The organism is Streptomyces sp. NBC_00086 (genome assembly GCF_026343255.1).
Lineage (GTDB): Bacteria > Actinomycetota > Actinomycetes > Streptomycetales > Streptomycetaceae > Streptomyces.
In genome coordinates this window covers 8,113,512-8,140,047 of sequence record NZ_JAPELZ010000001.1, presented here as the reverse complement: position 1 = coordinate 8,140,047, position 26,536 = coordinate 8,113,512, and the positions used below count along the sequence as shown (strand labels likewise).

The 26,536-nt window shown below is 71.9% G+C and carries 24 protein-coding genes; 16 read left to right on the top strand and 8 right to left on the bottom strand.

All coding sequences use genetic code 11. The features are described from left to right. Positions 1 to 137: 137 nt before the first annotated feature. Genes OG276_RS36775 through OG276_RS36765 form a run of 3 tightly spaced genes read left to right on the top strand, consistent with a single transcriptional unit; the run spans position 138 to position 3,564 of the window. On the top strand, positions 138 to 1,685 hold the full coding sequence (locus OG276_RS36775) for a DUF6056 family protein (RefSeq protein ID WP_266912312.1): 1,548 nt from the start codon (positions 138 to 140) through the stop codon (positions 1,683 to 1,685). A gap of 36 nt (positions 1,686 to 1,721) precedes the next feature. Then, on the top strand, positions 1,722 to 2,786 hold the full coding sequence (locus OG276_RS36770; protein WP_266912310.1) for an aromatic acid exporter family protein: 1,065 nt from the start codon (positions 1,722 to 1,724) through the stop codon (positions 2,784 to 2,786). Between the two features lie 34 nt (positions 2,787 to 2,820). Continuing rightward, a complete protein-coding gene (locus tag OG276_RS36765) occupies positions 2,821 to 3,564 on the top strand; it encodes an aspartate/glutamate racemase family protein (RefSeq protein WP_266912308.1) in 744 nt (247 codons plus the stop codon). A 6-nt stretch (positions 3,565 to 3,570) separates the two neighbouring features. Here OG276_RS36765 and OG276_RS36760 read toward each other — a convergent pair whose 3' ends face one another. Continuing rightward, positions 3,571 to 3,963: a hypothetical protein gene (locus OG276_RS36760; protein WP_266912306.1), complete on the bottom strand. Its 393-nt coding sequence runs from the start codon at positions 3,961 to 3,963 to the stop codon at positions 3,571 to 3,573. Positions 3,964 to 4,160: 197 nt separating this feature from the next. Here OG276_RS36760 and OG276_RS36755 point away from each other — a divergent pair, with 197 nt between their 5' ends. Beyond that, the gene (locus tag OG276_RS36755; RefSeq protein ID WP_266912304.1) at positions 4,161 to 4,745 is read left to right on the top strand and encodes an SGNH/GDSL hydrolase family protein; all 585 of its coding nucleotides are present in this window, start codon (positions 4,161 to 4,163) and stop codon (positions 4,743 to 4,745) included. 15 nt (positions 4,746 to 4,760) lie between these two features. Here the strand turns inward: OG276_RS36755 and OG276_RS36750 are convergent, their stop codons facing one another. Together OG276_RS36750 and OG276_RS36745 are read right to left on the bottom strand one after the other, a co-directional pair. Further along, on the bottom strand, positions 4,761 to 5,432 hold the full coding sequence (locus OG276_RS36750) for a response regulator transcription factor (RefSeq protein WP_266912302.1): 672 nt from the start codon (positions 5,430 to 5,432) through the stop codon (positions 4,761 to 4,763). Next, positions 5,429 to 6,670 (bottom strand): cell wall metabolism sensor histidine kinase WalK, encoded by a 1,242-nt coding sequence (locus tag OG276_RS36745; protein ID WP_266912300.1) that lies wholly within the window; start codon positions 6,668 to 6,670, stop codon positions 5,429 to 5,431. Before OG276_RS36745 ends, OG276_RS36750 begins: the two co-directional genes overlap by 4 nt. A 111-nt stretch (positions 6,671 to 6,781) precedes the next feature. Between OG276_RS36745 and OG276_RS36740 the strand changes: the two genes are divergently transcribed. Next, entirely contained in the window at positions 6,782 to 8,335 is a 1,554-nt protein-coding gene (locus OG276_RS36740) for a hypothetical protein (RefSeq protein WP_266912298.1), read from the top strand. Positions 8,336 to 8,439: 104 nt separating this feature from the next. Here OG276_RS36740 and OG276_RS36735 read toward each other — a convergent pair whose 3' ends face one another. Further along, positions 8,440 to 9,798, bottom strand: coding sequence for a M64 family metallopeptidase (locus OG276_RS36735; protein WP_266912296.1), 1,359 nt, complete (start codon positions 9,796 to 9,798; stop codon positions 8,440 to 8,442). Positions 9,799 to 9,937: 139 nt separating this feature from the next. Here OG276_RS36735 and OG276_RS36730 point away from each other — a divergent pair, with 139 nt between their 5' ends. Beyond that, positions 9,938 to 11,290 (top strand): transcriptional regulator, encoded by a 1,353-nt coding sequence (locus tag OG276_RS36730; protein ID WP_266912294.1) that lies wholly within the window; start codon positions 9,938 to 9,940, stop codon positions 11,288 to 11,290. Between the two features lie 46 nt (positions 11,291 to 11,336). Here OG276_RS36730 and OG276_RS36725 read toward each other — a convergent pair whose 3' ends face one another. Further along, the gene (locus tag OG276_RS36725) at positions 11,337 to 11,861 is read right to left on the bottom strand and encodes a GNAT family N-acetyltransferase (RefSeq protein WP_266912292.1); all 525 of its coding nucleotides are present in this window, start codon (positions 11,859 to 11,861) and stop codon (positions 11,337 to 11,339) included. Between the two features lie 147 nt (positions 11,862 to 12,008). Between OG276_RS36725 and OG276_RS36720 the strand changes: the two genes are divergently transcribed. From OG276_RS36720 to OG276_RS36710, 3 genes are all read left to right on the top strand, one after another. Continuing rightward, positions 12,009 to 12,644 carry a response regulator transcription factor gene (locus OG276_RS36720; protein ID WP_266912290.1) on the top strand — a complete coding sequence of 212 codons (636 nt, stop codon included), beginning with the start codon at positions 12,009 to 12,011 and terminating at the stop codon, positions 12,642 to 12,644. 147 nt (positions 12,645 to 12,791) lie between these two features. Next, positions 12,792 to 14,690 carry a M6 family metalloprotease domain-containing protein gene (locus OG276_RS36715; RefSeq protein WP_266912288.1) on the top strand — a complete coding sequence of 633 codons (1,899 nt, stop codon included), beginning with the start codon at positions 12,792 to 12,794 and terminating at the stop codon, positions 14,688 to 14,690. 83 nt (positions 14,691 to 14,773) lie between these two features. Beyond that, entirely contained in the window at positions 14,774 to 15,424 is a 651-nt protein-coding gene (locus OG276_RS36710; protein WP_266912286.1) for a metalloregulator ArsR/SmtB family transcription factor, read from the top strand. Between the two features lie 9 nt (positions 15,425 to 15,433). Here the strand turns inward: OG276_RS36710 and OG276_RS36705 are convergent, their stop codons facing one another. Further along, positions 15,434 to 15,646: a 4-oxalocrotonate tautomerase family protein gene (locus tag OG276_RS36705; RefSeq protein ID WP_243333154.1), complete on the bottom strand. Its 213-nt coding sequence runs from the start codon at positions 15,644 to 15,646 to the stop codon at positions 15,434 to 15,436. A gap of 90 nt (positions 15,647 to 15,736) precedes the next feature. After that, positions 15,737 to 16,501: an SDR family NAD(P)-dependent oxidoreductase gene (locus tag OG276_RS36700; protein WP_266912283.1), complete on the bottom strand. Its 765-nt coding sequence runs from the start codon at positions 16,499 to 16,501 to the stop codon at positions 15,737 to 15,739. A gap of 117 nt (positions 16,502 to 16,618) precedes the next feature. On the opposite strand from OG276_RS36700, the gene OG276_RS36695 reads away from it, so the two are divergent. The 4 genes from OG276_RS36695 to OG276_RS36680 all read left to right on the top strand — a co-directional run bounded on the left by OG276_RS36695 (position 16,619) and on the right by OG276_RS36680 (position 21,460). Then, positions 16,619 to 17,536, top strand: coding sequence for a LysR family transcriptional regulator (locus tag OG276_RS36695; RefSeq protein WP_266912281.1), 918 nt, complete (start codon positions 16,619 to 16,621; stop codon positions 17,534 to 17,536). Positions 17,537 to 17,828: 292 nt separating this feature from the next. Continuing rightward, positions 17,829 to 19,361 carry a cellulase family glycosylhydrolase gene (locus OG276_RS36690; RefSeq protein ID WP_266912279.1) on the top strand — a complete coding sequence of 511 codons (1,533 nt, stop codon included), beginning with the start codon at positions 17,829 to 17,831 and terminating at the stop codon, positions 19,359 to 19,361. 16 nt (positions 19,362 to 19,377) lie between these two features. After that, on the top strand, positions 19,378 to 21,162 hold the full coding sequence (locus OG276_RS36685) for a glycoside hydrolase family 6 protein (RefSeq protein WP_266912277.1): 1,785 nt from the start codon (positions 19,378 to 19,380) through the stop codon (positions 21,160 to 21,162). A gap of 88 nt (positions 21,163 to 21,250) precedes the next feature. Continuing rightward, a complete protein-coding gene (locus OG276_RS36680) occupies positions 21,251 to 21,460 on the top strand; it encodes a hypothetical protein (protein WP_266912275.1) in 210 nt (69 codons plus the stop codon). Positions 21,461 to 21,513: 53 nt separating this feature from the next. Here the strand turns inward: OG276_RS36680 and OG276_RS36675 are convergent, their stop codons facing one another. Beyond that, complete coding sequence (locus OG276_RS36675) at positions 21,514 to 22,566, bottom strand: LacI family DNA-binding transcriptional regulator (protein WP_266912273.1); 1,053 nt, start codon at positions 22,564 to 22,566, stop codon at positions 21,514 to 21,516. Positions 22,567 to 23,012: 446 nt separating this feature from the next. On the opposite strand from OG276_RS36675, the gene OG276_RS36670 reads away from it, so the two are divergent. From OG276_RS36670 to OG276_RS36660, 3 genes are all read left to right on the top strand, one after another. Beyond that, positions 23,013 to 24,371: an ABC transporter substrate-binding protein gene (locus OG276_RS36670; protein ID WP_266912271.1), complete on the top strand. Its 1,359-nt coding sequence runs from the start codon at positions 23,013 to 23,015 to the stop codon at positions 24,369 to 24,371. Between the two features lie 151 nt (positions 24,372 to 24,522). Further along, positions 24,523 to 25,485: a carbohydrate ABC transporter permease gene (locus tag OG276_RS36665; protein WP_266912269.1), complete on the top strand. Its 963-nt coding sequence runs from the start codon at positions 24,523 to 24,525 to the stop codon at positions 25,483 to 25,485. 13 nt (positions 25,486 to 25,498) lie between these two features. After that, positions 25,499 to 26,437 (top strand): carbohydrate ABC transporter permease, encoded by a 939-nt coding sequence (locus OG276_RS36660; protein ID WP_266913436.1) that lies wholly within the window; start codon positions 25,499 to 25,501, stop codon positions 26,435 to 26,437. The last annotated feature ends 99 nt before the right edge of the window (positions 26,438 to 26,536 follow it).

Below are 26,536 nucleotides of genomic sequence, written 5' to 3'. Positions count from 1 at the left end.
ACCCGTCCTGGCGCACCCAGGATGCCGGAGGCCGCGAGCCGTGCACATCATGGATTTCCGCGGGCCCCGGGGTCACCGCGGGCGGTGGGCGCGTCGGCCGCTTCTCACGGCCGGCTTCCGCTGCGAAGGACAGGTACATGAGCACAGTTGAGGACCAGGGCGAGACCGAGAGGGAGAGGGTGGAGGACACCGCCGGCCGGCGTCGTCCGCCCCTGCGCGGGGTCTTCGCCGCCACCGGGGCGGTGCTCGTCGCGGCGGCCGGTGCGCTGGTCGCCGTCGGATGCTTCCTCGGTCTCTACGTGCGGCCCACGTCCGACGACTGGTGCGCCGCGTGGAAGTCGCGCGACATGGGCGTCTTCGGCATCACGTCCGACTTCTACATGACGCAGAACGGCAGGATCACCAACGCCCTCCTGAGCGGGATCATCTACGGCGACGGACTGGTCGGGACCAAGATCCTGCCCACGGTCATAGCCGTGACGTTCACCGTGGGACTGGTGCTGCTGGGCCGCGAGTTCGTCCGGTTCATCGGCGGCAGGCCCCGGCTGCTGGTCCTGATCTCGTGCGCCCTGGTCATCCAGGCACTGGTCTACTTCGCGGGCCCGCGCAGCTATCAGGCCCTGCTGTGGGCCCCCGCCACGATCTCGCACACCGTGCCGAGCGTCATCGGCGTGTGGGCGCTCCTGCTGGCCCTGCGGACCGCCAACCATCACCGTACCGCCGTCCGGGTGACCGGTCTGGTCGCCGCGTTCCTCATCGCCTTCGCCATCGGCACCCTGAGCGAGCCGTTCGCGCTCGTCAGCGGTCTCCTCGCGACCCTGGTCGGGCTGCTCTGCCTGCCCCGGCTCGGACTGGCCCGGAACTGGCGGCCCTTCACCTGGTGCCTCGTCTGGTGCGCGGGCCTGGTCACCGGCCTGATCGTGCTCTACACCTCCCCCGGCGCCCGGTGGCGCCGGGCGCAGCAGCCGGCCAAGGAGTCCCTGCTGTCCGCGGGCGAGCTCCGGGCCACCTTCGACGACTGGCTGCGCATGTGGGACTCCGTCACCGGCCGGCCGGCCTACCTCGGAGCCGCGGCCGTCGGCGTGCTGCTGGGTCTGGCGATGGTCCTGGGCAGGTCCCGCCGGGGCGGCGGCGAGCCCGAGAAGCGGGAGCCGCGCAGGACCGTTCCGCGCGGCACGCTGATCGCCCTCCTGCTGCTGCCGGTGCCCGTGGTGATCCTGGGCTCGTTCGCCGTGGTGGTGGGCCTGCGCAGCGGCTACGGGCCGACCGGGTGGACGTACGCCCGTACCTGGACCAGCTACCTGGTGCCGATGGAGCTGGCGCTCTGCGGCTACGGCGCCCTGCTGGGCGCGTGGGGCGGACGGCGGCTCCGGGCACACCGGAACGCCGGCCCGGCCCTCCTGGTCGGGGCGCTGGCGGCGTGCGGCCTCGCGCTGGCCTCCGTGGCCGTCCTGGTCCCGGAGGTCCAGCGGCTCACGACCATGACGGTCGCCCGCTCGATCACCTGGGACGCGCAGAACGCGCGCATCGAGGCCGAGGTCGAGCGCGGTGCGACGGACGTGGCCTACAAGCCCCTGTACATCGGCAGTCTCGCCGAGCCCTTCTTCACGAAGACCTACGAGCGTGACTGGGCCGCCGCCTGCGTGTCGAAGTGGTACGGCATCGACCGGATCCACCGCCGCTGAACCGTCCGTGCCGGGGGGTCACACCGAAGGGAACGGATGACCGATCTCGTCGACTCCCCGGCACGACCAGGCGGGCGGGCCCGGGCGCTCCTGCGCACCGAGGGTCCGGCTGCCGCCCGCATCCTGGTCACCGTGGCCGCCGCCTGGCAGGCCGCGCTGTGGCTGGGCGCCGATCAGCCGCCGGTGTTCGCGGCGATCGTCCCCCTGGTGGCCCTGCGCGGTGATCCGATGACGGCCCTGGGCACCTCGCTGCAGCGGATCCTGGGGGTCGTGGCGGGCGTGCTGATCGCGATCGCCGTCCTGAACCTGTGGCAGCCCTCCACCCTCACCCTGACCCTGGTGGTGGCCCTGGGCCTGGGGGTCGGCATGGTCCTGCGGGCCGGCGGCGCCCTCAACATCCAGGTCGCGCTGTCATCGCTGCTGGTCTTCGCCAACGCCTCCCCCGATTCCTACGCACTGGACCGCGTGTGGGAGACCGCGGCGGGCGCGGCCGTCACCATCCTCCTCGCCCCGCTGCTGTGGCCGCCCGACCCCCAGCGCGTCCTGACGGCAGTCTCCGCCGACTGCGGGGCCCGCCTGAGCCGTTCCCTCACCGGCACCGCCGCGGTCTTGGGCGGCGGGCAGGCCGCCGCCCAAGACAACCTGGCCCGGGTGCACGCCCATGTGGAGGCGGTGCACGCGGGCGCCGCACGCGCCCGTGAAGCCGAACGCGCCCTGCGCTTCAACCCCCTGCGCCGCCGTCAGCGCGGCTCCGTACGCCTGCGGGCCGGGCGCATCGCCGGCGCCGACGGGCTGGCCGCGCACGTGGCGACCCTGGCCGGGGAGGTGGCCGCCTTCACCGGCCGGGAGGACCTCGCTCCCGACCTGGCCCGGGCGCGGCTACGGGTTCCGGAGCTGGCCTCGCTCACCGCGCGGGCCGTCGAGCTGGCCTTGTCGGGAGACGATCCCCGGGCCGCCGTGACCGCCGCCCGCGAGGGGCTCGCAGCCTACGCCCGCGCGGACTCCCGGCCCGTCGCCGTTGCCCTGCGCCGGCCCTTGCACCGGGTCTTGGACGAGCTGGAGGTTCCACCGACAGAGGACCAAAGGCCGACTTATGGATGACTGGGCATTACGGATTTCCCCTTATGGTGGGCGCATGAAGACGATCGGGTTGATCGGCGGTATGAGCTGGGAGTCGACGGCGGAGTACTACCGGATCCTCAACGAGCGGACCCGCGAGCGGCTCGGCGGACTCCACTCCGCCCGCTGCGTGCTCTATTCCGTGGACTTCGCGGAGATGGAGCGGCTGCAGGTCCAGGGCCGCTGGGAGGAAGCCGGCGAGGCACTGGCCGATGCCGCGCGCTCGCTGGAAGCGGCGGGCGCGGAGCTCCTGCTGATCTGCACCAACACCATGCACAAGGTCGCCGGCGCGGTCGAGGCCGCCGTCTCCGTCCCGCTGCTGCACCTGGCGGACACCACGGCGGCCGCCGTCCGCGGCGCCGGACTGCGCCGGGTCGGGCTCCTGGGCACCGCGTTCACGATGGAAGAGGACTTCTACCGCGGCCGCCTGGCCGCGGGCGGACTCGACGTCCGCGTCCCGGATCCCGAGGGGCGCGCGCTCGTACACCGGGTGATCTACGAGGAGCTCTGCCTCGGCGTCGTCCGCGAGGAATCGCGCGCCGCGTACCGCCGGGTCATGGAGGACCTCGTCGCCGGGGGCGCGGAGGGAATCGTCCTGGGGTGCACGGAGATCGAACTGCTCATCGGCCCGGCGGACAGTCCCGTACCGCTCTTCCCCACCGCCCGCCTGCACGCCGAGGCGGCGGTGGACGCGGCCCTGGGGGGTGTCTTGCCGATCGGGCCGGAGCCCGGCCTGGTCGGACACCCCCTGGCCCCATGAGCCCTGTCAGGCGGGGGCGAAGAGGTCTTCCCGTGCGTCGTCGAGGATGAATCCGTTGTCGAAGCGCACTTCGACGGTCACCCGGATCGGCTCCGCCCGGTAGGCGGTCCACGCGGGCTCCAGGCCGGCGACCTTCTCTTCCAGCTGCTTCTTGCTCTCCGCCGGCATCCCCGCGCCGAAGGCGTCCAGGAGCGACTTGAGCCTCTCGTACTCGCGGGACTCCGGAGTCTGCAGGTCGTGCTCGACCAACCGCACCACGGTGCCCTCGATGCCCGCCGCCAGAGACAGCGAACCGGCGACGGCCCCCGCCGTGGCCGAGGGGCCCTCCGTCATCGCGACCCAGTCGCTCAGCCGGACGTCCTGCGCCAGCCTCACCCGCCGGCCTTCGTTCAGCGCCATCGTTTCTTCAACTCTCCGCTCGGTACGTGCCGTGACATTATCCGCCCCGGTCAGGGCGCCCTCGGAGCGGCCGGGCGTTGTACGCATGATCTTGGTCGGGCAGCATGACCCCTCTACGGAGCACCGCCGCCGTCGGAGGCGCGCGGGCGACCGGACGTGGAAGGGACACACCGATGATCCGGCTGACGGAGAGCCCCATGACCTGGGTGACGACCGGGGACAGCATCACCCAGGCCGTGCTGCACACGCACGGGGCCCGCGGCTGGGTCGAGCACGTGCACGAGCGGGTCCGGTGGCAGTTGCGCCGGCTCACCGATGTCGTGGTCAACACCGGAGTCTCCGGATGGGGCGCGGCCGACGTGCTCTCGCTCCACGACCACCTCATCGGCCGGTTCGAGCCCGACGTGCTGTCCGTGTCCCTCGGCACGAACGACTGCCTCGCCGGCGAGGAGGGACTGCCCCGGTTCCACGAGGCGATGCGCCGGATCATCGCCGGAGTGGACCCGCGCACGCAGGTGGTCCTGCACACCCCGGCGCTGGTCGGCCTCGCGGGCCGGGAGCGGCGTGCGGCACTCCCCGCGTACTGCCGGGCCGTACGGGAGATCGCGAAGGAGACCGGAGCGCTGCTCGTCGACCACGAGGCCCACTGGCTGGAGCACCACGGCACGCTGGACCCGATCTCCTGGCTCGACGACGCCGCCCACCCCAACGCGGTCGGTCACCTGCGGATGGCGAACCACACCCTGCGCACCCTGGGGCTCGGGGAGCTGAACCCCCTCTGAGGGGTGCCCTGTCGATCAGGCCGGGGCGGGGCCGGCGATGCGGTAGCCCACGCCCGGGGTCGTCGTGATGATCTGCGGGGCGCCCAGTTTGCGGCGCAGGCGGCCCATGGTGACCGCGACCGTGTTGGTGAACGGGTCCGCGTTCTCGTCCCACACCTGTTCCAGGAGGGCCTCGGCGCTCAGGAAGCCGGGACTGACCCTGAGCAGGGCCTCCAGGACGGCGAACTCCTTGACGGAGAGCTCCAGGCGGGCGCCGTCCCGCAGGGCGGTGCGGTGGACCGGGTCGAGTTCGATTCCGGCGGCGCGCAGCGTACGGGGCCGGGCCGCGGGCCTGCGGCGGGCCAGGGAGCGGATGCGCAGGATCAGTTCGGGGAAGTGGAACGGTTTGGCGAGGTAGTCGTCGGCGCCCAGCGTGAGGCCGCTGACCCGGTCGCCGGGCGATCCGGCCGCGGTCAGCATCAGCACCATCGCGCGGTCGTCCCGCTCCGTGATCATCCGGCAGAGCGTGTCGCCGTGTATGCCGGGCAGGTCCCGGTCGAGGACCACCACGTCGTACGCGTTCACGTCGAGCTTGGCGGCGGCGGCCAGCCCGTCGTACGCGAGGTCCACGGCCATTCCCTGGTCCCGCAGTCCTTCGGCGACGACCTCGGCGAGCGAGCGCGCGTCCTCGACGACCAGGATCCTCACGGTGTCCCCCCGATCAGGCCGTCCGAGCCGTTCGGGGCGGCCGCCGACGGCATCGCGGCCGTCACCTTCAGTCCGCCTTCCGGCCGGACGCGGAGGTCGAGGCGGCCGCCGTGCGCGCAGACGATGGCGGCGACGATCGACAGCCCCAGTCCGGAACTCTCCTGCGATCCGGTCCGGTCGGTGCCGAGCCGCTCGAACGGCTGCGTCAGCCGGTCCACCTGCTCCTGGTCGAGGACACCCCCGCCGGTTTCGACGACGAGGCGGGCCCAGGGGCCGTCGGCCGCGCCGGTGCCGTTCGCGCTGGTGCCGTCTTCGGTGGCGTCGTCCCCGGTGGCGCCGTCCTCGGTGGCGATCCGGATCCAGCCGCCCCCCTGGTTGTGCACGATCGCGTTGTCGATCAGGTTCTGCACGAGCCGGGACAGCAGAGCCGGGCTGCCCCGTGTCCACGCCCGCGGCGTCAGCCCGTCCTCGACGGTCAGGTTCTTCTCCGCGACGGCGGCGGCCCTGGCGGCCAGCGCCTCTCCCGCCAGCCCGGCGAGCGAGACGGGAACCCGGTCGGGCAGGACGCCGTGCTGGGCCCGGGCGAGCACGAGGAAGCCTTCCAACAGGCGGTCCACCCGGTCGAGTTCGGTACGCACCCGGCCGGCGAGCGCGAGGGTCTGCGGCGCGGGCAGTGGTTTGGCCACGGCCACGTCGAGCGAAGCGCGGATCGTCGTCAGCGGAGTGCGCAGTTCGTGCGAGGCGTTGGCCACGAAGCGCCGTTGCGCGGCGAACGAGGCCTCCAGGCGCGCCAAGAGGCCGTCCACCGTGTCCGCGAGCTCCTTGACCTCGTCGTCGGGCCCGGCCACGGCGAGCCGCTGGTCCAGGGTGTCCGCGGAGATCCGCCGCGTGGCCGCGGTGATCAGGCGCAGCGGGCGCAGGACGTGCCCGGCGAGGATCCGGCCGAGCAGGAGCGAGACGGCGGCCATCACGACGATCGCGATCAGCGAGCCGAACAGGAGCTGCCTGGACTGCTGGGCGTGTACGTCCGCGAGTTGTCGTTCCAGGTCGAGGACGTGCTGTGCGACGCCCGTGGCCGGCCCGCCCGGCGGCGGCTGCTGCCGGGCAGCGGACACGGTCATGTCCGAGCGGGAGAACAGGTAGATCAGGGCGATCAGCCCGATCCCGGAGAGCAGGAACACCGCGGCGTAGAGAATCGTGAACCGCCGTCCGACGGTCCTGCTCCGTAGTGTGGCCATGGCTTCTCTCCCCGTCCCGTCCGATGGCGTCCAGCATGCCCGGCGGCACCTAACAGCGTCATGACAGCGACGGTTCGGACCCCGTTACGACCGGCTGCGTAGAACCGAAGCATGCTCACACACAACGAACTCCTCCGGCAGGAGTGGACCCGCTTCCTGCGTCCGGCCCGGCTGATCGCCCTGGTCACGGCGGCCCTGATGGTCCTGGCCCTCGGGCTGCTCTACGCGTTCGGCAACCACGCGTCCTGCTCCGGCCCGTGCCCGACGGACCCCACCGGTCCGGACGGCACCGCGGTCAGCGACCAGTTCGCCTTCATGCACCGGGATCTGGGGCGCGAGGGCAGCATCACGGTCCGGATGAAGTCCATGACGGGCACCATCACCTATCCGCCGCCCCACCACGACCGGATCGTCCCGGGTCTGGTGCCCTGGGCGAAGGCCGGGATCATCATCAAGGACGGCGTCCGCCAGGGGTCCTCGTACGCGGCCTTGATGCTCACCGGCGAGCACGGCGTGCGGATGCAGTACGACTACGAGCACGACATCGCCGGGAGCGCCGTCAAGAGCTCCGCGGTCTCGGACGGGTCGCCGCTGTGGCTGCGGCTGACCCGGTCGGGCGACACCGTCACGGGCTACGAGTCCTCCGACGGCGAGCGGTGGGCGAAGGTGGCCGCGGTGAAGGTTCCCGGACTGCCGGAGGCCGCGCAGGTCGGCCTGTTCGCCACCTCTCCCGGTGACCTGACGCTACGGCCGGTGGGCCTGGGCGGGGCCACGGAGCAGGTGCGCTTCACCCAGGCCGCCGGTTCCTTCGACCACGTCCGTCTGGAGGGCGCCGGCACGGACGTGAGCTGGCGGGCCGGGCTGGTCGGCGAGATGAACGTGACCGACTGGGAGAAGCATCACCCCTCCGGGGCCGTGGAGAAGGACGGCAGCATCACCGTCGTCGGCACCGGTGACATCGCGCCCACGGCCACCTGGGGCGGGCGCCCCGTGGAGGGAATGCTGACCGGTCTGAGCCTCGCCCTGCTCATCGTGCTGGTGGTGGCCGTACGGTTCGCCGACGGCGGGTCCGGCCGACGCGGGCCGGGGGACGCCGCGCCCCTCACCCGTGCGGTGTTCGGGGCGAGGGCCATTGTCGTGGGAGCCGTGACCTTCGTGACCGGGCTGCTCGCCGTGGGCATCGTGGTGCCGGTCGGCGCGGCGGTCCTGGCGTCGAACGGGGTGCCCGTCGTGGGGCTGTCCGTGCTCACCGGAGCCCGGGTGGTCCTGGGCGTCTCCGCTGCGCTCGCCCTCACGGCCGTACTCGCCCTGGCGCTCGGCGCGCTGCTGCGGCGCCGCCGGCTCGCCGGCCTCGTCGCCGTCTCGGCGGTCGTGGTCCCGTACGCCGTGTGCACCGTCCCCCTGCTGAGCGACGGGCTCGCGCAGTGGCTGCTGCGGGTGACTCCGGCCGCCGGTTTCGCCGTCCAGCAGACCCTCGTGGAATATCCGCAGGTCACCGCCCACTACGCGCCTTCTGCGGGATACTTCCCGCTGCCCTGGTGGGCGGGGGTCGCGGTGCTGTGCGCGTACACGGTGGCCGCCATGGCCCTGGCGCGGCGCCGCCTGCCGCGGAGCGGCGAGCGGGCCGGCGCCCCGGCCGCCCACCGCGTGGGCGAGCCTGCCTAGGGGCTGTGGACCGGGGACGACCTACGGCGGCGCGGGAGCGATGGCTCCCGCGCCGCCGTCGCCGTGCGTGCCGCGCCCGCCCGGCCATCGCCCCGGGGGTCGGGCTACCTGCGGACGTTCCAGTAGACGGTGGAGCGCAGCGTGCGGGCGATCTCCGGGTCGCGGACCGAAGGGGTCCGGTCTTCGGCGGTGACCGACAGGGTGTGGGTGCGCCGGTCGGGGAGCCTCAGCTCCGCGACGGTGACGTCGGTCCGGCCCGCCAGCCGCTTGACCTCGCGGCCGTCGAGGTACCAGCGGACCAGGAGCTGGCGGCCGTCGCCGCCGGTGAGCCGGGGCACGGCCACCTTCGCGAGGTGCGCCGTCCGCAGGGTGCGGTCCGTCGGGGTGAGCGGGGTGACGGCCTTCGCGTGCTTGTAGAAGCCGGCGATCATCGCCTCGACGCCGGGGAGGTTGAAGGGTTTGCCCAGGACCCGCATCAGCGAGTTGTCGGTGGGCCGCCGGATCCCGGTGGCGAAGTAGCCGCCGCCCTCGTACGCGCCGACGGCGCCGCCGTCCGGAGAGGTCTCGCCGAGCCAGCGGTACCACTTGGCCCGCTGCCGGGCCATCCGGTCGGCGGACAGCTTGGAGGTGTTGGACTCGGCGGGCTCCGGCCCCGTGTACTTCTCGTAGTCCGGGACCCCGGGGTAGAAGTACTCGTCGGCGAGTTTGCCGAGCGAGTGGCCCGTCTCGTGGATGGCTACCTGGCCGGACTTGGCGTTGTCCGCCGAGGCGGTGGAGATGCCTTCGTAGCCGAGGGTGGCGCTGGGTTCGTTGTAGCCGGCGCCGCCGTACTTGGCGCTGTTGGCCAGGACGATGACCAGATCGGCCTCCGGCGCCTTGGCCACGTAGGCGTCCACCTTGGGCTGGTCTATGCACAGGAGCCGCTCGATCTCCTCGCACCAGAAGTACGAGCCGAGGGCCGTGTCGCGGACGGCCCCCCGGTCAGGGTCGCCGGAGACTCCGGACTCGTGGGAGACGGCGTCGACCGTCCAGACGTTGAAGAGGTTCCGGTAGGTGGCGTACGGCTCCACGGCCGTCACCTCGGCCCACTTGGCCCGGGCGTCGGTGTGGAACTTGCCCAGCTCGGCCGCCGTGTAGCCGTCGCCGATGACGACCACGTCCAGCCGGTCGCCGGTGGGTCCGTTGTCGACGAGCTTGGCGACCTCCCCGTCGGCCGCCCGCTCCGCTTCGGAGAGCCGGGCGCCCGAACCGGCCGCCTGACCGGCCCGTGCGGGGACGCGGGCATGGCCCGATCCGGCGTCACCACCCTGCTCCGGCCCCGGAATCTCCACCACCAGCCGCGGCACGACCGGGGCGTCGGCCGCGCGGACGGGCCCGGCGGCCAGCAAAGCGGCGGTCGCGCAGGCCGCCGCGACGGCTGCCCGCAGGACCGCCCGGGCGGCCGGGCGTCTGACGTGGTGCATGAAGTCCTCCTGCGGTGAAGGGAGTTAAGCATGAATGTAAACAGATTGAATCGGCTGCTTAAATTAGGCGGCGCACGACGGGTGCGCAATGCCCTGCTCCCCCTGAATACTGGGCAGTTCGAGCAACCAGGGGGATCCCATGGACGAACCGGCCGCAATCGGCCGCAGGGTTCAGCGCATGCGCACCGAACTCGGCCTGACACAGCGCAAGTTGGCTGAGCCCTCGTACACCCCGGCCTATGTCTCCACCCTGGAGTCGGGCAAGGTGCGCCCCTCGGAGGCCGCCCTGCGCTTCCTGGCCGGACGACTCGGCACCTCCTACGAGGAACTGACCACCGGACGCCCCGCCGGGCTCGCCACCGAGCTGCGCCTCGCCCTCACCGACGCCCAGCAGCTCCTGGCCTCCGGCGCGGCGGGCGAGGCCGCCGTCCACTACCGGCGCCTGCTCGCCGAAGCGGAGGAGCTCGGCCTCACCGACGAGCGGGTCGGGGCCCTGCTCGGACTCGGCGACTGCGCCCTGGAGACGGGTGAACTCACCGACGCCATCGGCCACTTCGAGTCCGCCGAGCGCCTGCTGGCCGAGGAGCCGCTCCCCCGCCGGGCCCGCCCGATCCGCGGCCGCGCCGTGGCGCACCTGCTCGCCGGGGAGCTGCGCTACGCCTGCTACCTGCTGGAATCCACCATCGACGAACTGGGGGCGAGCGGACTGGCCGACCCCGAGGCGCTGCTCCTGCTCTACGCCGCGGTCATCGGGCCGTACATCGACATGGGCGCCCACGCCCGGGCCGCCCACGCCGCCGAGCTGGCCCTGGCACTGGCCCCCCGGGTCACCGACCCGGCCCTGGTGGCGGGCATGCACCGGCAGGTCGCGCGGACCTTCCTGACCGAGGGGCGGGTGGCCGACGCCGACGCCTCCCTGGCCAAGGCCCAGGCGATCTACGGGCAGCTACAGCTGCGGACCGACCTGGCGCACTGCCACTGGATGCGCGGCTACGTACAGGCCCAGGACGGGGACCTCGTCTCCGCCGAGCGGGAACTGCGTACGGCGCGGGACATGCTCTCGGCCGGGCGGGCGGCCCTGTACACCGCCCAGGTGGAGGTCGAGCTGGCCGACGTACTGCGCCGGCTCGGCCGGTACGAGGAGGCCGCCGGGCTGCTCTCGGCCCTGCTGGCCCTCGGCGACAGTCACGGCGCCGTCCACGCGGGCGGCGCGCACCGACTGCTCGGCCTCATGGCCGAGGAGCGGGGCGAGCCCGAGGCCGCCGAGGAGCACTACGTGCAGGCCCTGGCGCTGCTGGAGCGCAGCGGGGCGACGGGCGACCTCGCGGACCTGTGCCGGCTCCTGGGTGATCTGCTGCGCCGGGCCGGCCGCACCGAGGCGGCACTGGACGCCTACCGCACGGGCCTGGGCCACCGCGCGGCTCCCGGCACGACCACACTGGGCCCTGCTCCCGCGGCGCCCGCGTTCCCGCACCGTCCGGCGGCGCGGTAGCGGGCCGGCGGCCGGGGCCGGGGTTAGGTCTAGGTCTACTCTAGGTCTAGAGGTCGATCCAGTAGCGCCGCTTGGGGCCGATCAGGGTCTCGCGGACGTCTTCCAGCACGCCGCCGCTGCTCTCGATCGTGCGGATCGAACCCTCGTTGCCGGGGTCGCAGGTGAGCAGCACCCGGTCGATCCCCAGCAGCCGGGCCTCGTGCTTGACCTCGCCCAGGGCCCAGGTGGCCAGGCCGCGGCGGCGGGCCGAGGGGCGCACGCTGTAGCCGATGTGGCCCCCCGCGTCGAGCAGGAAGCCGTTCAGGTAGTGCCGCAGGTCGATGGCGCCCAGGTACTCGTCGCCTTCGGCGATCCACCAGTACGTGGCGTGGACGCGTCCGTGTTCGAGGGGCACCGCGCGGTCCCCGTACCGGCGCAGCCGCTCCGTCCAGGCGGCGAAGCCCTCGGGGGTGTCCACGTCGTCGTCGGAGCCGAGCCCGGCGCCGTCCATGTGCGCGTCGGGACCCCATTCCTCCTGCGCGGCGAGCCAGGAGGCGTAGAGACGGGGGGTGGGTGTGATCAGCTCGGGCATGACCGGACGATAACAGTCCGCGGAAACCGTCCCGGGCGGGCGGCCGGACGTCCGGGCGTCCGGCATGCCGGACGGCTCCGGAGGGCCAAGACTGGAGGGGCGGGGCCGCGCTCCCACCGGCGCGGGCCCAGGCCGAGAGGGGCGCGCATGAGTGCGGACGCGGGACGGGTCGCCGTCCTCGGTGACTGCCCGCTGCTGCGCCACGGCGTGGCCCGCGTGCTCGAAGCGGCCGACGGCCCGGCCTTCGTACTGGGCGCCGGATCGGTCGATGAGGTGACCGCCGCGCTGGAGCGCGGGGAGGCCCTGGCCGGGGACGTCCTGCTCGTCGACCTCCGGCTGTCGCCCGGATGCCTGGCGGAGGTGGTGGCGCGGCTGGCCGGACTCGGGTTCGCCGTCCTGGTGCTCTCCTCCGGCCCGCCCGACGACGCCCGGGGCGCGCTGCGCGCCGGAGCCCGCGGCTGCCTGAGCCGGCGGGCCGGGGAGCGCGAACTGCTCGCCGCGATCCGGCTGGTCGCCGGCGGCTGCTCGTACGTCTCCGCCGATCTCGCCGTGGGGCCGGTCCCGGACGCGGCGCCCCCCTGCCACGTCACGGACCGCGAACGGCAGGTCCTGGAGCTGGTCGCCCGCGGGGAGACCGACCACGGCATCGCCGTCCGGCTGGGCATCAGCGAGCACACCGTGCACTCCCACCTGGACCGGCTCCGCGACAAGATCGGCTCGCGGCGGCGGGCCGACCTGACGCGTTTCGCCCTGACCCACGACCTCATCCCGGCCTCCTCCTGACCGGGGGCCCCCGACCGGGGCGACCCTCCTGGCCGGGGTATCCCTGCCCCGCCCGGCGTGGGTCCTTCTGCCCTGTGCCCGTCCCGGGATCCACCGGACACTGAAGGCGACAGCCTTCGTGTGTCCGGATCCGGGAGGCGCTTTGCGATGAGTGGCATCTTCGGCGACACCCTCACCTTCGCCCAGGAGGAAGGCGGTGACGTGCGGCTCGTCGCCTTCGGTGACGACAAGTACGCACGGTACGAGACGCTCGACGGCTATTCGGTCGTCTACGACGACACCCGGGGCCTGTACTGCTTCGCCGAGACCGACGGCGGCGGTGCCGGACGCCGGTTCGTCTCCAGCGGCACGCCGGTTTCCCGGCCGGCGCCCGAGGGGCTGCCCCGGCACTTGCGCGAAGGACAGGTCTACCGGCGGGACGTGGTGAAGGAACGGCTGATGGAGACGGTCCCGGAGGAGGACCGGGCCACCACCGATCCGGACACCCTCCTGACCTTCGGCCCCAACAAGGGCCTGCTCCCCGGCTTCGTCCTCAGCGAGGGCGACGTCCAGGGGCTGACGATCCTCGTCGACTTCCCGGACAAGCCCACGCAGGTCACGGTCGACGAGGTCTCCGCACTGCTGAACAGCCCCCATTTCACGGCGAACGGAAACAGCTCCTCGGTCAAGGAGTTCTTCCGCACGATGTCGACCGGCCGGCTCCGCTTCACCAACACCGTGGTCGGCCCGCTGCGTTTGAGCCGTCCCCGCCTCGCCTACGGGCTCCCGCAGAACCGCGGACGGCTCGTACCGGAGGCCCTGCAGGCGGCCGTCGACGCCGGCGTGGACTTCACCCGGTTCGACTCGCTCGGGCGGGGCGTCGTCGACTCCCTCTGCATCATGTACGCGGGCCGGACGGAATTCAGGGAGGACCTCTGGCCGCACAACTCCCGCTTCCCCGCCCAGATCGGCAGCGTGCGGACGGACTTGTACACCGTCACGAGCATCGGCGAGACGGCCGCCGACCTGAGCATCGGCACCTTCTGCCACGAGAGCGGCCACCTGCTGTGCCGCTGGCCGGACCTGTACGACTACGGAACGGCGGAGCGCGAGGGCGACGACTTCTCCAGCGCGGGCCTGGGCACGTACTGCGCGATGGCCGCGGGCAACAACCTGGGCGACGGGTTCCTCCCGTCCGCGGTCTGCGTCTACCTGCGGCGGCTCGTGCACTGGACGCACGACGTCGACATCTCCCAGCCCGGCTTCTACGAGGCCCGGCAGGGCGAGTACGACGAGGCCCTGATCTACCAGAACCCGCAGCGGCGCGACGTCGAGTACTACCTCGTGGAGAACCGCACCCGCGCGGGCTTCGACTCCCGGCTCACCTCCAGCGGGCTCGCCGTCTACCACTGCGACATCAAGGGGTCGAACGAGTTCCAGAACGGCACCGCGGTGGGTCACTACCAGTGCGCGCTCCTCCAGGCCGACGGCCACCTGGACCTGGAGACCAACCGGAACCAGGGCGACGGCGCCGACCTGTTCGGACCCACCCTGGGCACCGCCGTCTCGCACAGCAGCCGCCCCGCGTCTCTGTGGTGGGACGGCACCGAATCCGGTCTGACCATCTCGGCCGTCTCCGCGCCGGGCCCGGTGCTCACTTTCCGGACGGGCGAGCAGGGCGTGGCGGGCACCCTGGTCACGGGCGCGTCGGCGCCCGGCGCCTCGATTCCCGAGGACGACTTCGGCGGTCTGACCGACGCGATCACCCTCCAGGGCCAGGGCACGGTCCGGGACCTGACGGTGACGATCGACATCGAGCACCCCCGCATCGGCGATCTGCGCGTGGTCCTGATGGCCCCGAGCGGCCGCCGGGCCGTGATCCACAACCGCTCGGGCGGCAACGCCAAGAACCTGCGGGTGACGCTGGATTCGCAGCCGCCCTCGCTGCTCGCCCCGCTGATCGGCGACTCCGTGCCGGGGAGCTGGAAGCTCAGGATCACCGACGCGGTCGTCTCGAACGCCGGGGTGCTGAACGAATGGTCCCTCGCCGTCCGGACGGGCACCTGAGGGCGGAGGAGGAGACCTCCTCTCTCTTGCGCCCCCTCCTCCCCCTCCCCTTTTAACCCATGGGCGTCGATTATATTTGGGCCATGACCGAAATGTCCCGCGAGGCGGATGCCCAGCGCGTCCACCACGCCTTGGCCGCACCGTCACGCCGGCGACTGATGACCCTGCTGCGGGAGGCGGACGGCCTGCTGGGCGTGGACGACATGGCCGCCGCCACGGGGCTGTCGGTCGCCACCGTCCGCCACCACCTGGCCGCCCTGGCCGCGGCGGGCCTGGTCACGGCCACCGCCTCGGCCAGGGCGGGCCGCGGCAGGCCCCGACTGCGGTACGCGGCCGCCCGGCCCGACCCCCAGGAGGAACCGGCGGACAGCCCCTTCCGGGAGCTCGCCCAGGCCCTGGCCGAGGCCGTCGGGGGCGGTCCGGGCGCGTCCCGCGAGGCCGGCCTCGGCTGGGGGCGCCGGCTGGCCGGGAGCGGTCCGGCGGCGGAGCGGGTGTTCGCCGCGGCCGCCCGGATGGGCTTCGCGCCCAGGGACGCGCCGGGGCCCGACCCCGACACCCGGCGGGTCCTGCTGCACGAGTGCCCGTACCGGGAACTGGCCCGAGCCCGGCCCGAGGTCGTGTGCGCCGTCCATCAAGGCGTCCTGGACGGACTGCTGGAGGGCGGCGGGGCCACGGTGCGGCTGCTGCCCTTCATCGGCCCGGACCTGTGCGCGGCGGACCTGCGCCCGGCCTGACTCCGAAGGTCAGCCGCGGGGACGGTTGCGGCGGCGGTACTCGTCCGTCGGGACGCCGCCCACACCCCAGTCCTCCAGGGCGACCTCGTCGATGAGGACGAACGTGGTCGCCGGGTCCTTGTCGAGGACCTTGACCAGCAGGTCGGTGATGCCTGCGATGAGCTCGGCCTTCTGCGACGCGGTGGCGCCTTCACGGGTGATCTTGACGTTGACGTACGGCACGGGGACTCCTTCTTCTCGTGGCGGAGGTGGAGGGGGAGGGGGAGGGGGAGGGGGTGGCAGTGGCAGTGGCGGTCGCAGCGACGAGGAGCGTCAGATGCGACGGCCGGTCACGTGGCCGCCGTCCACCCGCAGGGAGTGGCCGGTCACGAACCCGGCGCCCGCGAGGTACAGCACGGCGTCGGAGATCTCGGCGACCTCGCCGACACGGTCCTGCAGGGCGAGACCGCCGTAGGCGTCCACGTCGGCGCCCGCGTGCAGGGGGGTGCGGATGATGCCCGGTGCGACCAGGTTGACGCTGATCCCGTCGGAGGCGAGCTCGGCCGCGAGGCTCGTCGTCAGTGCGTGCACGCCGCCCTTGCTGACCACGGGCGCGGAGGCCGGGAAACCGGCCAGCGCGTGGTCCACCAGTACGGTGCCGATGTTGACGATGCTGCCGCCCTCACCCTGGGCGCGCAGGGCGCGTACGACCGCCTGCGTGGTGAGGTAGGTGCCCTTGAGGTTCCCCGTCAGGTAGCCGTCGAGCTCGTCCTCCGTCACCTCGGTGAAGGGCTTCGGCTCGAAGGTGCCGGCGTTGTTGACCAGGACGTCGATCCGCCCGAAGCGCTCCAGCGCCGTGCGGACGAGCGCTTCGCCGGTCTCCCGGGCGGCGGTGCTGCCCGCGACGCAGGCGGTGCGCTCCGGATGCCCGAGACCGGCGGCGGCCTTGGCGAGACGGTCGGGGTCGCGGCCGTTGAGCACGACGTTCGCGCCGGCGGCCAGGAAGGCGCGGGCGATGTCGAGGCCCATGCCGCTGGAGGAGCCGGTGACGAGGACCGTGGCGGTACGGGCGGTGGTGCTGGTGCTGGTGACGCTCATGAAGGTGTCCCTTTCGTGGGCGGCGGCCGGGGAGCCCCGGTGGCCGACACCAGAAACCTAGGAGCCCTCAACCCATAACACCACGACGGAATATGAAGCATGTGATAATCCAGCGTTATGGATGTGGACCTGCGCGACCTGGAACTCCTCGAGGCCACGGCCGAGGCCGGCTCCCTGACCGCCGCCGCCGAGCGGCTCTACGTCAGCCAGCCGGCGCTGAGCCAGCGGCTGACCCGACTGGAGGCCCGTCTCGGGATGCCGCTCTTCGACCGCAAGGGCCGCCGGCTGATCCCCAACGCCGCCGGCCGCCGGCTCCTGGTCGCCGCCCGCCACGTCCTCGGGGAACTCGAATCGGCCTCGCGCGATCTGCGGGAGCTCCGCGACGGCCGGGACCGGCGCGTGCGCTTCGCCGCCCAGTGCAGCACCACCTTCCCTTGGCTGCCGCCGGTCCTGCGCGCCTTCCGGGCGCGCGAGCCGGACATCGAGGTCCGCATCGAGACCGTCGCCGACGACGCGCCGATCCCCGCCCTGCTCGCCGACCTGGTCGACGTGGCCCTGGTGACCAAGCCGGACCTGCAGATGGACCGGGTGTCCCTGACCAGGCTGTTCGACGACGAGATGGTGGCGGTGGTGCCCGCCGCGCACCCGTGGGCCTCCCGCGCACACGTGACCGCCCGCGATTTCGACGGCAAGGACCTGGTCCTCTACGACTTCTACGACCAGAAGCGCATCCCGTCGATGCCACTGCCGATCCCCGCCGGCGCGCGGCCGGCCCGCATCACCACGATGCCGGTGGTGACCGACCTGGTGATCGAGATGGTGGCGGGCGGCCAGGGCCTGACCGTCCTGCCCAACTGGGTGGCTTCCCCCTACGCGGCCTCGCACGATCTGGCCTTGGTCCGCATGGGCGCGAAGCCGCTGACCCGCACGTGGTTCGTCGCCACCCGAACCGGCGCCCGCCCGCCCCACCTGGAGGCGTTCGTCGAGGAACTCGTCGGCCGCCTCGCAGCTCCACGCGTGGATCGAGTGGTCTGAGGGGGCGGCCCGGGCGCCGGTTCGGCATGGGAATGGTTCTCCTCTCGGCTCGGGAATGACGGTGTACGGGGAGCGTGTGAACAAGCTCCGAACCAGTGGGAGCGCTCCCACTGTGCAGACGGGACTCAACGCCGTCAAGGTCCGTGAAGAGTCGAAGCCGTTCCCGGGCGAATTTCGTCAACCCCTCTGTTGCTTGGCGTGAGTTGCCGCTACGGTCTGGCCCCAACCAGTGGGAGCGAATCCGTCAGTCGGCGCGCCGTCACCAGCGCGCCCTCGCTGCAAGGACTCGCTCATGCGACACCCCCCACGCACGTCCGCGCTGCTCACAACGGCAGCGCTCGCGATGGCGAGCTGTGCGCTCGCCGTCGTGGGTACGGCCACAGGAGCCGCGGCCTCACCCTCGTGCACGGTGACGTACTCGGTCGTCGGCCAATGGGCCGGCGGCTTCCAGGGTGCGGTCACTGTCACCAACAACGGCTCCGCGCTGAACGGTTGGAGCCTCGGCTTCGGCTTTCCGGCCGGCCAGACCATCAGTCAGGGCTGGGGCGCCAAGTGGTCCCAGACCGCATCGGCCGTCACCGCCGTGAACGAGAGCTGGAACGCCGCGCTCGGCGCCGGCGCGAGCGTGACCACCGGCTTCATCGCCTCGTGGTCGGGCGCCAATACGGCGCCCAGCGCGTTCACGCTCAACGGAGCCACCTGCACCACCGGCTCCGGGCCCGGCCCCACTCCGACGCCCACACCCACACCCACACCCACCACTCCCACGCCCACCCCCACGGGCCCGACCCCCACACCCACCGACCCCGTCTCCGGGGCGCCCGAACTGAGCGTCACCGGCAACCGCCTCACCGACCAGAACGGTGCCACTCGCCGCCTCCTCGGCGTCAACCGCTCAGGGGCCGAGTTCATGTGCGTCCAGGGCCACGGCATCTTCGACGGGCCCGTCGACGACGCCTCGGTGCGCGCCATCGCCGACTGGGAGGCCAATACCGTCCGCATTCCCCTCAACGAGGAGTGCTGGCTCGGCCTCGACAACATCAAGCCCGAGTACCGGGGCGCGCATTACGTCGCCGCCGTCAAGGGACTGGTCGACCGGGTCCTCGCGCACGGCATGACCCCGGTCGTCGAGCTGCACTGGACGTACGGCCAGTACACCGGCAACTCCTCGGGGTGCGCCGACGTGCACGCCTCCTGTCAGAAGCCGATGCCGGACGCCCAGTACACCCCGGCGTTCTGGACCTCGGTGGCGAACACCTTCAAGAACGACCGGCGGGTCGTCTTCGACCTGTTCAACGAGCCCTATCCGGACCGGGCCACCCCCACCACCGCCCAGGCGTGGACCTGCTGGCGCGACGGCGGTACGTGTCCGGGCATCGGCTACGAGGTCGCCGGCATGCAGGACCTGGTGGACGCCGTCCGCGCGACCGGCGCCCGCAATCTCCTGCTCGTCCCCGGCATCGCCTATTCCAACGACCTGAGCCAGTGGCTCACCCACTCCCCCACCGACCCGACGGGCAATCTGGCCGCGGCCTGGCACGTCTACAACTTCAACACCTGTTCCAGCGAATCCTGTTGGGACTCCACCCTCGCCCCGGTCGCCGCCAAGGTCCCCCTCGTGGCGGGCGAGATCGGCGAGAACACCTGCGCGCACGCCTTCATCGACCGCGTCATGAAGTGGTTCGACGACCGCTCCCTCTCGTACCTCGGCTGGACCTGGAACACCTGGAACTGCAGCTCCGGTCCGGCGCTGATCACCTCGTACGACGGCACCCCCACCGCATTCGGCACCGGACTGCGCGACCACCTGCGCACCCTGAACTGAAAGGCATTCCACGAAAATGAGCCGCACAGCACTCGGCACGACTCCCCGCACCACGTCCCGCACGACCAGGCGCACCGCCCTGTTGGCGGCCCTCAGCCTCGTCACCGCCGCGGGCGCCACCGCCACCGTGTTCGGCACCTCGGCCGGCGCCGCCACCGCGGGCTGCAAGGTCGAGTACCAGATCACCAACCAGTGGAACACCGGCTTCGGCGCGAACGTGACCGTCACCAACACCGGTGACCCCGTGGCCTCCTGGACCCTGGAGTGGTCCTACGCGAACGGTCAGCAAGTCACCCAGGGCTGGAACGCCGCGATCAGCCAGTCCGGGGCGGCCGTGACCGCCAAGAGCCTCTCGTACAACGGGAACCTGGCCACGGGTGGCTCGACCTCCTTCGGCTTCAACGGTTCGCACACCGGCACGAACGCCGTGCCCGCGACCTTCAAGCTCAACGGCGTCACCTGCAACGGCGCGACGGACCCGACCCAGCCGCCGACCACTCCCCCGACCACGCCGCCCACGACCCCGCCGACCACCCCGCCGCCGTCCGGCGCCAAGGCGGACAACCCGTACGCCGGCGCCAAGGTGTACGTGAACCCCGAATGGTCCGCCAAGGCCGCCGCCGAGCCGGGCGGCACCAAGGTGTCGAACCAGCCCACCGGTGTCTGGCTGGACCGCACCGCCGCCATCGCGGGTTCGAGCAGCTCGATGGGGCTGCGCGCCCACCTGGACGCGGCGCTGGCGCAGAAGGGCAGCGGTGAACTCGTCGTCCAGCTGGTGATCTACAACCTCCCCGGCCGGGACTGCGCCGCCCTCGCTTCCAACGGCGAGCTGGGCCCGACCGAGATCGACAAGTACAAGACGCAGTACATCGACCCGATCGCCGCCATCCTCTCCGACGCCAAGTACGCGGGGCTGCGGATCGTCACCACGGTCGAGATCGACTCGCTCCCGAACCTGGTCACCAACGTCACCGGGCGGCCGACGGCCACCGCCAACTGCGACGTGATGAAGGCCAACGGCAACTACATCAAGGGTGTCGGCTACGCGCTCAACAAGCTGGGCTCGATCGCCAACGTCTACAACTACGTGGACGCGGGCCACCACGGCTGGCTCGGCTGGGACGACAACTTCGGCTCCTCCGCCGAGATGTTCAAGCAGGCGGCCACCGCCGAGGGCTCCACGCTCGCCAAGGTGCACGGCTTCATCGTGAACACGGCCAACTACAGCGCCCTGAAGGAGGACCACTTCAAGATCGAGGACTCCGTCAACGGCACCTCCGTACGCCAGTCGAAGTGGGTCGACTGGAACCGGTACACGGACGAGCTCTCGTACGCCCAGGCCATGCGGACCAAGCTGGTGTCGCTGGGCTTCGACACGAACCTCGGCATGCTGATCGACACCTCCCGCAACGGCTGGGGCGGCACCGCTCGGCCGACCGGACCCGGCGCGCTGACGAGCGTGGACACCTACGTCAACGGCGGCCGCTACGACCGGCGCATCCACCTCGGCAACTGGTGCAACCAGTCGGGCGCCGGCCTCGGCGAGCGTCCGCAGGCCGCCCCGGCCGCGGGCATCGACGCCTACGTGTGGATCAAGCCGCCGGGCGAGTCGGACGGCGCGAGCAAGGAGATCCCGAACAACGAGGGCAAGGGCTTCGACCGGATGTGCGACCCGACGTACACGGGCAACGCGCGCAACGGCAACAGCATGTCGGGGTCCCTCCCCGACGCGCCGCTGTCGGGCCAGTGGTTCTCGGCGCAGTTCCAGGAGCTCATGAAGAACGCCCACCCGGCGCTGTGACGCAGCGCCGGTGAGCTGACCGCCCCACCCCGCTCAAAGGCCGGAGCCGTACGGAAACCTCTGGATTCCGTACGGCTCCGGCCGCGGCGTGCTCACGCGAGCCCGGGCCGCGGCAGCCCTACAGGCCGTCGACGCCGGGACGACCGTCGAGATGACGGACCTGAGCGGATCCCAGCGTCCCGTGCAGTGGCCCGCGCAGTGGAAGGTGTGCACCCAGTCTCCGCATCCGGGCGAGGCCATGACCGGCAAGGTCAGCCTCGGTGTGGTCAAGACGACCGAGGACTGCCCCGCGCCGTAAGGGGTGTTCCCGCTGGAGGCCGGAAGAAGTGGAGCTCGGAAGGCAGGACGAGCTCAGGAGGAATCCCGCACGATCAGTTCCGTCGGAAGGACCCTGCGCGGCTCCTCGCCCTGGTCCTGCGCCGGCGCGGATCCGGTTCCGGACGCCTCCGCGATCTTCTGGAGCAGGAGCCGGGTCATCGTGCGGCCCATCTCCTCGATCGGCTGGCGCACGCTCGTCAGGGGCGGATCCATCAGGCGGGCCACCGCGGAGTCGTCGACCCCGACCAGGGCCACGTCCTCGGGGATCCGCCGCCCGGCCTCGCGAAGTACCCCGCGCGCGCCGGCCGCCATCACGTCGGAGGCCGCGAAGACCGCGTCCAGGCCGGGGGCGCGCTCCAGGAGCTCGCGCATCGCCAGCCGGCCGCCCTCCTCGGTGAAGTCCGCGGTCGCCACCAGCGACTCGTCGGGCCCGAACCCGGCTTCCGCGAGCCCCGCGCGGTAGCCGCCCAGACGTGCGCGGGCCACGTACATGTCGAGCGGCCCGCTGATGGTCGCGATCCTGCTCCGGCCCCGCCCCACCAGGTGGGCGACGGCCGCCCGCCCCGCGCCGATGTTGTCGGAGTCCACGTAGGCGACGGGTTCGGCCTCGGAGCGCCGCCCGTTCATGACGACCGGCAGGCCCAGCTTGGCGATCCGGTCCGGCAGCGGGTCGTCGCCGTGTACGGACGCCAGCAGTACGCCGTCGACCCGCTGGGCGGCGAGGTAGTCCTCGAACCGCCGGCGCTCGGCCTCGGTCCGGACCAGGGTAAGCAGCAGCTGCTTGTCGGATTCGGCCAGTTCGGCGCTGACCCCGCGGATCAGGTCGAGGAAGTACGGCTCCGAGAACAGCCTGGCCTCGGTCTCCGGGATGACGAGGGCGACCGCGTCGGTCCGGCTTCCGGCCAGGGCCCTGGCCGCCTGGTTGGGGACGTACCCCAGCTCGGCGACGGCGCGGGCGACGGCGTCCTTGGCCTGCTCGCTCACCCGTGGCGAGCCGTTGATCACCCGGGAGACCGTGCCCCGGCCGACTCCGGCCAGGGCCGCGACCTCTTCCAGGGTGGGTCTGCCGTTCTGCCGTCCGGTCACGATTGTCGAACTCCCCTCGTGCGCTCTCGCGCTCCGGGCCGGTGCCTGCCGGTCCGGGCACGGCTGATCAGGTAAGAAGCGGGTACCGCCCCCATCTCACGCGGCACACGTTACGCCGGTCCGGCGCACGAGAAGCCGAGTGGGAGCGCTCCCACACTACTCAGGATCCCGCCCCGATGCTACGACCCCGTCGAGAACCCGACGGGGCCACACCGGAATGCGGGGCGCGGCGCGCACCGAAGGCCTTGGCGGCACGAATTCGCGTTCATCTCTTGACACCCGCACCCACCAAGCAGCAACCTTCCGGCAACGACGTGGGAGCGCTCCCACCTTGGGATGCGAGAACGACCTTCACATCAGGTCCTGGCAGGGCCCTCGCCGAGCCGCGAACAGCCCGCCGGACCCCATGGCGCACAACGAGCACCACCTTGGACGAGGAGAGTGGAATGCGCACTTCCAGCAGCAGACACGGACGCGGACGCCGCACCGCCATCAACGCGGTCGCCGCGGTCGCCGTGATGGCGACCGGTACGGCCCTGCTCACCGGCTGCGGCAGCGACGGCGACAACGGCAAGGGCGACGCGGCGGGCGGCGAGCAGATCACACTGCGGATCGGAACCTTCGGCTCCTTCGGCTACGACAACACCACCGGCGCCAAGCTCTACGCCGAGTACGAGAAGGCCCACCCCAACATCAAGATCGAAGAGTCGAACGTCGCCGACGGCCAGAAGTACTGGGACACGCTCAAGCTGCGGCTCTCCCGCGACAGCGGTCTCGCGGACATCCAGGCGCTGGAGGTGGGCTACATCGCGGAGGCGACCGGTCCCGCCATGGCGGACAAGTGGACCGACCTCGCCAAGACGGGCGGCGGCGACGTCGGCGCGTTCCTCGACTGGAAGGTCAAGCAGGCCACCACGGCCGACGGCAAGGTCATCGGCCTCGGCACGGACATCGGCCCGATGGCCATCTGCTACAACAAGGACCTCTTCGCCCAGGCCAAGCTCCCGACGGATCGCACGGAGGTTGCCAAGCTCTGGGCGGGCGACTGGGCGAAGTTCATCGCGACCGGTGAGACGTACAAGAAGAGCGCCCCGGCCGGGACCGCCTTCCACGACTCCGCCAGCGGCCTGTTCAACGCGGTGATCTCCAGCCAGCCCGTGCAGTACGCCAACGCCAAGGGCGAGCTGGACTACGAGAACAGTCCGGGCGTGAAGAAGGCGTGGGACACCGCCGTGGCGGCCGCGAAGGGCGAACTGACGGCCAAGCTGCGCCAGTTCGACGAGAAGGGCACCTGGAACGCCGCCTTCAAGAACGCGAAGTTCGCCACCGTCGCCTGCCCCAGCTGGATGACGGGCATCATCAAGGACCAGGCGGGCCCGGAGAACCAGGGGAAGTGGGACATCGCCGCGCCGCCCGTGGCCGGCAACTGGGGCGGCTCGTTCCTCGCCGTGCCGAAGTCGGGCAAGCACGCCAAGGAGGCGGCCGAGCTCGCCGCCTGGCTCACCGCACCGGCGCAGCACGCCAAGGTCTTCGGCGTGAACGGGAACATCCCCTCCACCAAGGACACGCTCACCTCGGCGGCCGTCCAGGACGCCAAGCTGCCGTACTTCGGTGACACCCCGGTCGGCAAGATCTACTCGGAGGCCGCGGCCGGCATCACGCCCGCCCCGATCAGCCGCTGGGACGGTCAGGTGAAGACCTTCCTCACGGACAACGGCATCCTCGACATCGAGCAGCGCGGGACCGACCCGGCGAAGGCCTGGGAGAACGTCAAGAAGCTGGTCGACGACAAGATCGACCAGTAGCGGAGGCCGCGCGCGGCCCGTCACGCCCCCTGCGGGCGGCGGGCCGCTCCCGTCCGCACCTCACCTCCCGTCCCCACCCCATCCGTACGCATCTCCCGTACGGACCTCCCGTACGCATCTCCCGTACGCACCGACCCGGAAGGACGCCCCCGTGGCCACCTCCGTACGGGCGACGAGTGGCGGCTCCCCGCCGCCCGCCGGCCTGCGCAGCACGCTCTACCGCCTGGACCTGAAGGCGGTTCCCTACGTCTTCGTCGCCCCCTTCTTCCTCACCTTCGCGGCCTTCGGGCTGTTCCCCCTGATCTACACCGGGTGGCTCTCGCTCCACCGCGTCGAACTGGGCGGCAGCGCCCAGTGGAAGGGGCTGGAGAACTACAGTTCCCTGGCCACCAGCGAGTTCTTCTGGAACGCGCTCGCCAACACCTTCACCATCGGCGTGATCTCCACCGTTCCCCAGCTGCTGATGGCCCTCGGTCTCGCGCACCTGCTGAACTACAAGCTGCGCGGTCGCGGCTTCTTCCGCGTCGCGGTACTCGCCCCGTACGCCACGTCGATCGCGGCGGCCACGCTCGTCTTCGCCCAGCTCTTCAACACCGACTACGGCCTGATCAACACCGTCCTGGGCTGGGTCGGCTTCGACCCGGTTGCCTGGGACTCCTCCAAGTGGCCCGCGCAGATAGCGATTTCGACGATCGTGACCTGGCGCTGGACGGGCTACAACGCCCTCATCTACCTGGCGGCGATGCAGGCCGTGCCGCAGGACCTCTACGAGGCCGCCGCGCTGGACGGGGCCTCGCGCTGGCGCCAGTTCCTGTCCGTGACCATCCCCTCCATCCGGCCGACGATCCTCTTCACGGTCATCGTCTCCACCATCGGCGCCACCCAGCTCTTCGGCGAGCCGATGCTCTTCGGCGGCAGCGTCGGCATCAGCGGGGGCAGCGGGAACCAGTTCCAGACGCTGAGCCTGCTCATGTACGAGAAGGGGTGGGTGACCGGCGCGCTGGGCCAGGCCTCAGCCATCGCCTGGGTCATGCTGCTGCTCCTCCTGCTCATCGGCGGCATCCAGACGCTGATCACCCGTTCGAACCACAAGCGCAAGAAGTCGGGGAGCTGAGCTCATGGCCCGCATGCTCGACACGCCCACGCCCACGCCCGCATCCACTCCCACACGCCGGCCCGTATCCACGGCCGCGCCCACCACGGCGGCGCCGCGCCGCAGGCTGCTGCGCCAGTCGGCGGGCCGGCAGCACCACGCGGGACCTCTGACGTACGTCCTCCTCGGCCTGGCCGCCCTGATCTCGCTCTTCCCGCTGTACTGGAACCTCGTGGCCGCCTCCCACACGGGCGAGCGCGTGGTCGAGGCGCCGGCCCCGCTCCTGCCGGGCCCCCGGCTCTTCGACAACCTCGCCTTCGCCTGGAACCAGGTCGACATGGGCGAGGCCCTGGTCAACACGACCATCGTGGCCGGGCTCGTGGCCCTGTCCACCGTCCTGTTCTCCACCCTGGCCGGCTTCGCCTTCGCCAAGCTGCCCTTCAAGGGCCGGGGCGCCCTGCTGGCGCTGGTGGTGGCGACCATGACGATCCCGCCGCAGCTCAGTGTGATCCCGCTCTACCAGATCGTCACCGATCTCGGCTGGGTCGATCAGCTCCAGTCCGTCGTCCTGCCCTCGCTGGTCGCCGCCTTCGGCGTGTTCTTCATGCGCCAGTACCTCATCGAGGCGCTGCCGGTGGAGCTGGTGGAGGCGGCCAGGATGGACGGCGCGCACAGCCTGCGCATCATCTGGCACGTGGTGTTCCCGGTGGCCCGGCCCGCGATGGCGGTCCTCGGGATGCTCGTCTTCGTCCAGGCCTGGAACGACTTCTTCTGGCCGTTCATCGCGCTGACCCCGGACGGGAATCCGACCCTCCAGGTCGCCCTGGCCGGCCTCGGCGCGGGCAACCACACCGTCGACCAGGCCGTCGTCCTGACCGGCGCCCTCATATCCACGCTGCCGCTGCTGCTGGTCTTCGCCGTGCTCGGCAAGCACATCGTGGGCGGCATCACCGCCGGCGCCGTCAAGAGCTGACCGGCTCCCGCCCGGCGCCCGTCCGCACACGTCTCCTCATCCGGCACCAGGCCATCAGGCGCCAGTTCTCCTGGCACCACTTCATCCACACTTGCGTTG

Coding starts and splice junctions, on each gene's coding strand:
- OG276_RS36760 (WP_266912306.1), bottom strand. CDS start 3,963: ATGGCGCTGAACGAAGGCCGGCGGGTGAGGCTGGCGCAGGACGTCCGG.
- OG276_RS36775 (WP_266912312.1), top strand. CDS start 138: ATGAGCACAGTTGAGGACCAGGGCGAGACCGAGAGGGAGAGGGTGGAG.
- OG276_RS36730 (WP_266912294.1), top strand. CDS start 9,938: ATGGACGAACCGGCCGCAATCGGCCGCAGGGTTCAGCGCATGCGCACC.
- OG276_RS36695 (WP_266912281.1), top strand. CDS start 16,619: ATGGATGTGGACCTGCGCGACCTGGAACTCCTCGAGGCCACGGCCGAG.
- OG276_RS36770 (WP_266912310.1), top strand. CDS start 1,722: ATGACCGATCTCGTCGACTCCCCGGCACGACCAGGCGGGCGGGCCCGG.
- OG276_RS36725 (WP_266912292.1), bottom strand. CDS start 11,861: ATGCCCGAGCTGATCACACCCACCCCCCGTCTCTACGCCTCCTGGCTC.
- OG276_RS36670 (WP_266912271.1), top strand. CDS start 23,013: ATGCGCACTTCCAGCAGCAGACACGGACGCGGACGCCGCACCGCCATC.
- OG276_RS36745 (WP_266912300.1), bottom strand. CDS start 6,670: ATGGCCACACTACGGAGCAGGACCGTCGGACGGCGGTTCACGATTCTC.
- OG276_RS36765 (WP_266912308.1), top strand. CDS start 2,821: ATGAAGACGATCGGGTTGATCGGCGGTATGAGCTGGGAGTCGACGGCG.
- OG276_RS36755 (WP_266912304.1), top strand. CDS start 4,161: ATGACCTGGGTGACGACCGGGGACAGCATCACCCAGGCCGTGCTGCAC.
- OG276_RS36715 (WP_266912288.1), top strand. CDS start 12,792: ATGAGTGGCATCTTCGGCGACACCCTCACCTTCGCCCAGGAGGAAGGC.
- OG276_RS36700 (WP_266912283.1), bottom strand. CDS start 16,501: ATGAGCGTCACCAGCACCAGCACCACCGCCCGTACCGCCACGGTCCTC.
- OG276_RS36735 (WP_266912296.1), bottom strand. CDS start 9,798: ATGCACCACGTCAGACGCCCGGCCGCCCGGGCGGTCCTGCGGGCAGCC.
- OG276_RS36710 (WP_266912286.1), top strand. CDS start 14,774: ATGACCGAAATGTCCCGCGAGGCGGATGCCCAGCGCGTCCACCACGCC.
- OG276_RS36660 (WP_266913436.1), top strand. CDS start 25,499: ATGCTCGACACGCCCACGCCCACGCCCGCATCCACTCCCACACGCCGG.
- OG276_RS36720 (WP_266912290.1), top strand. CDS start 12,009: ATGAGTGCGGACGCGGGACGGGTCGCCGTCCTCGGTGACTGCCCGCTG.
- OG276_RS36740 (WP_266912298.1), top strand. CDS start 6,782: ATGCTCACACACAACGAACTCCTCCGGCAGGAGTGGACCCGCTTCCTG.
- OG276_RS36690 (WP_266912279.1), top strand. CDS start 17,829: ATGCGACACCCCCCACGCACGTCCGCGCTGCTCACAACGGCAGCGCTC.
- OG276_RS36685 (WP_266912277.1), top strand. CDS start 19,378: ATGAGCCGCACAGCACTCGGCACGACTCCCCGCACCACGTCCCGCACG.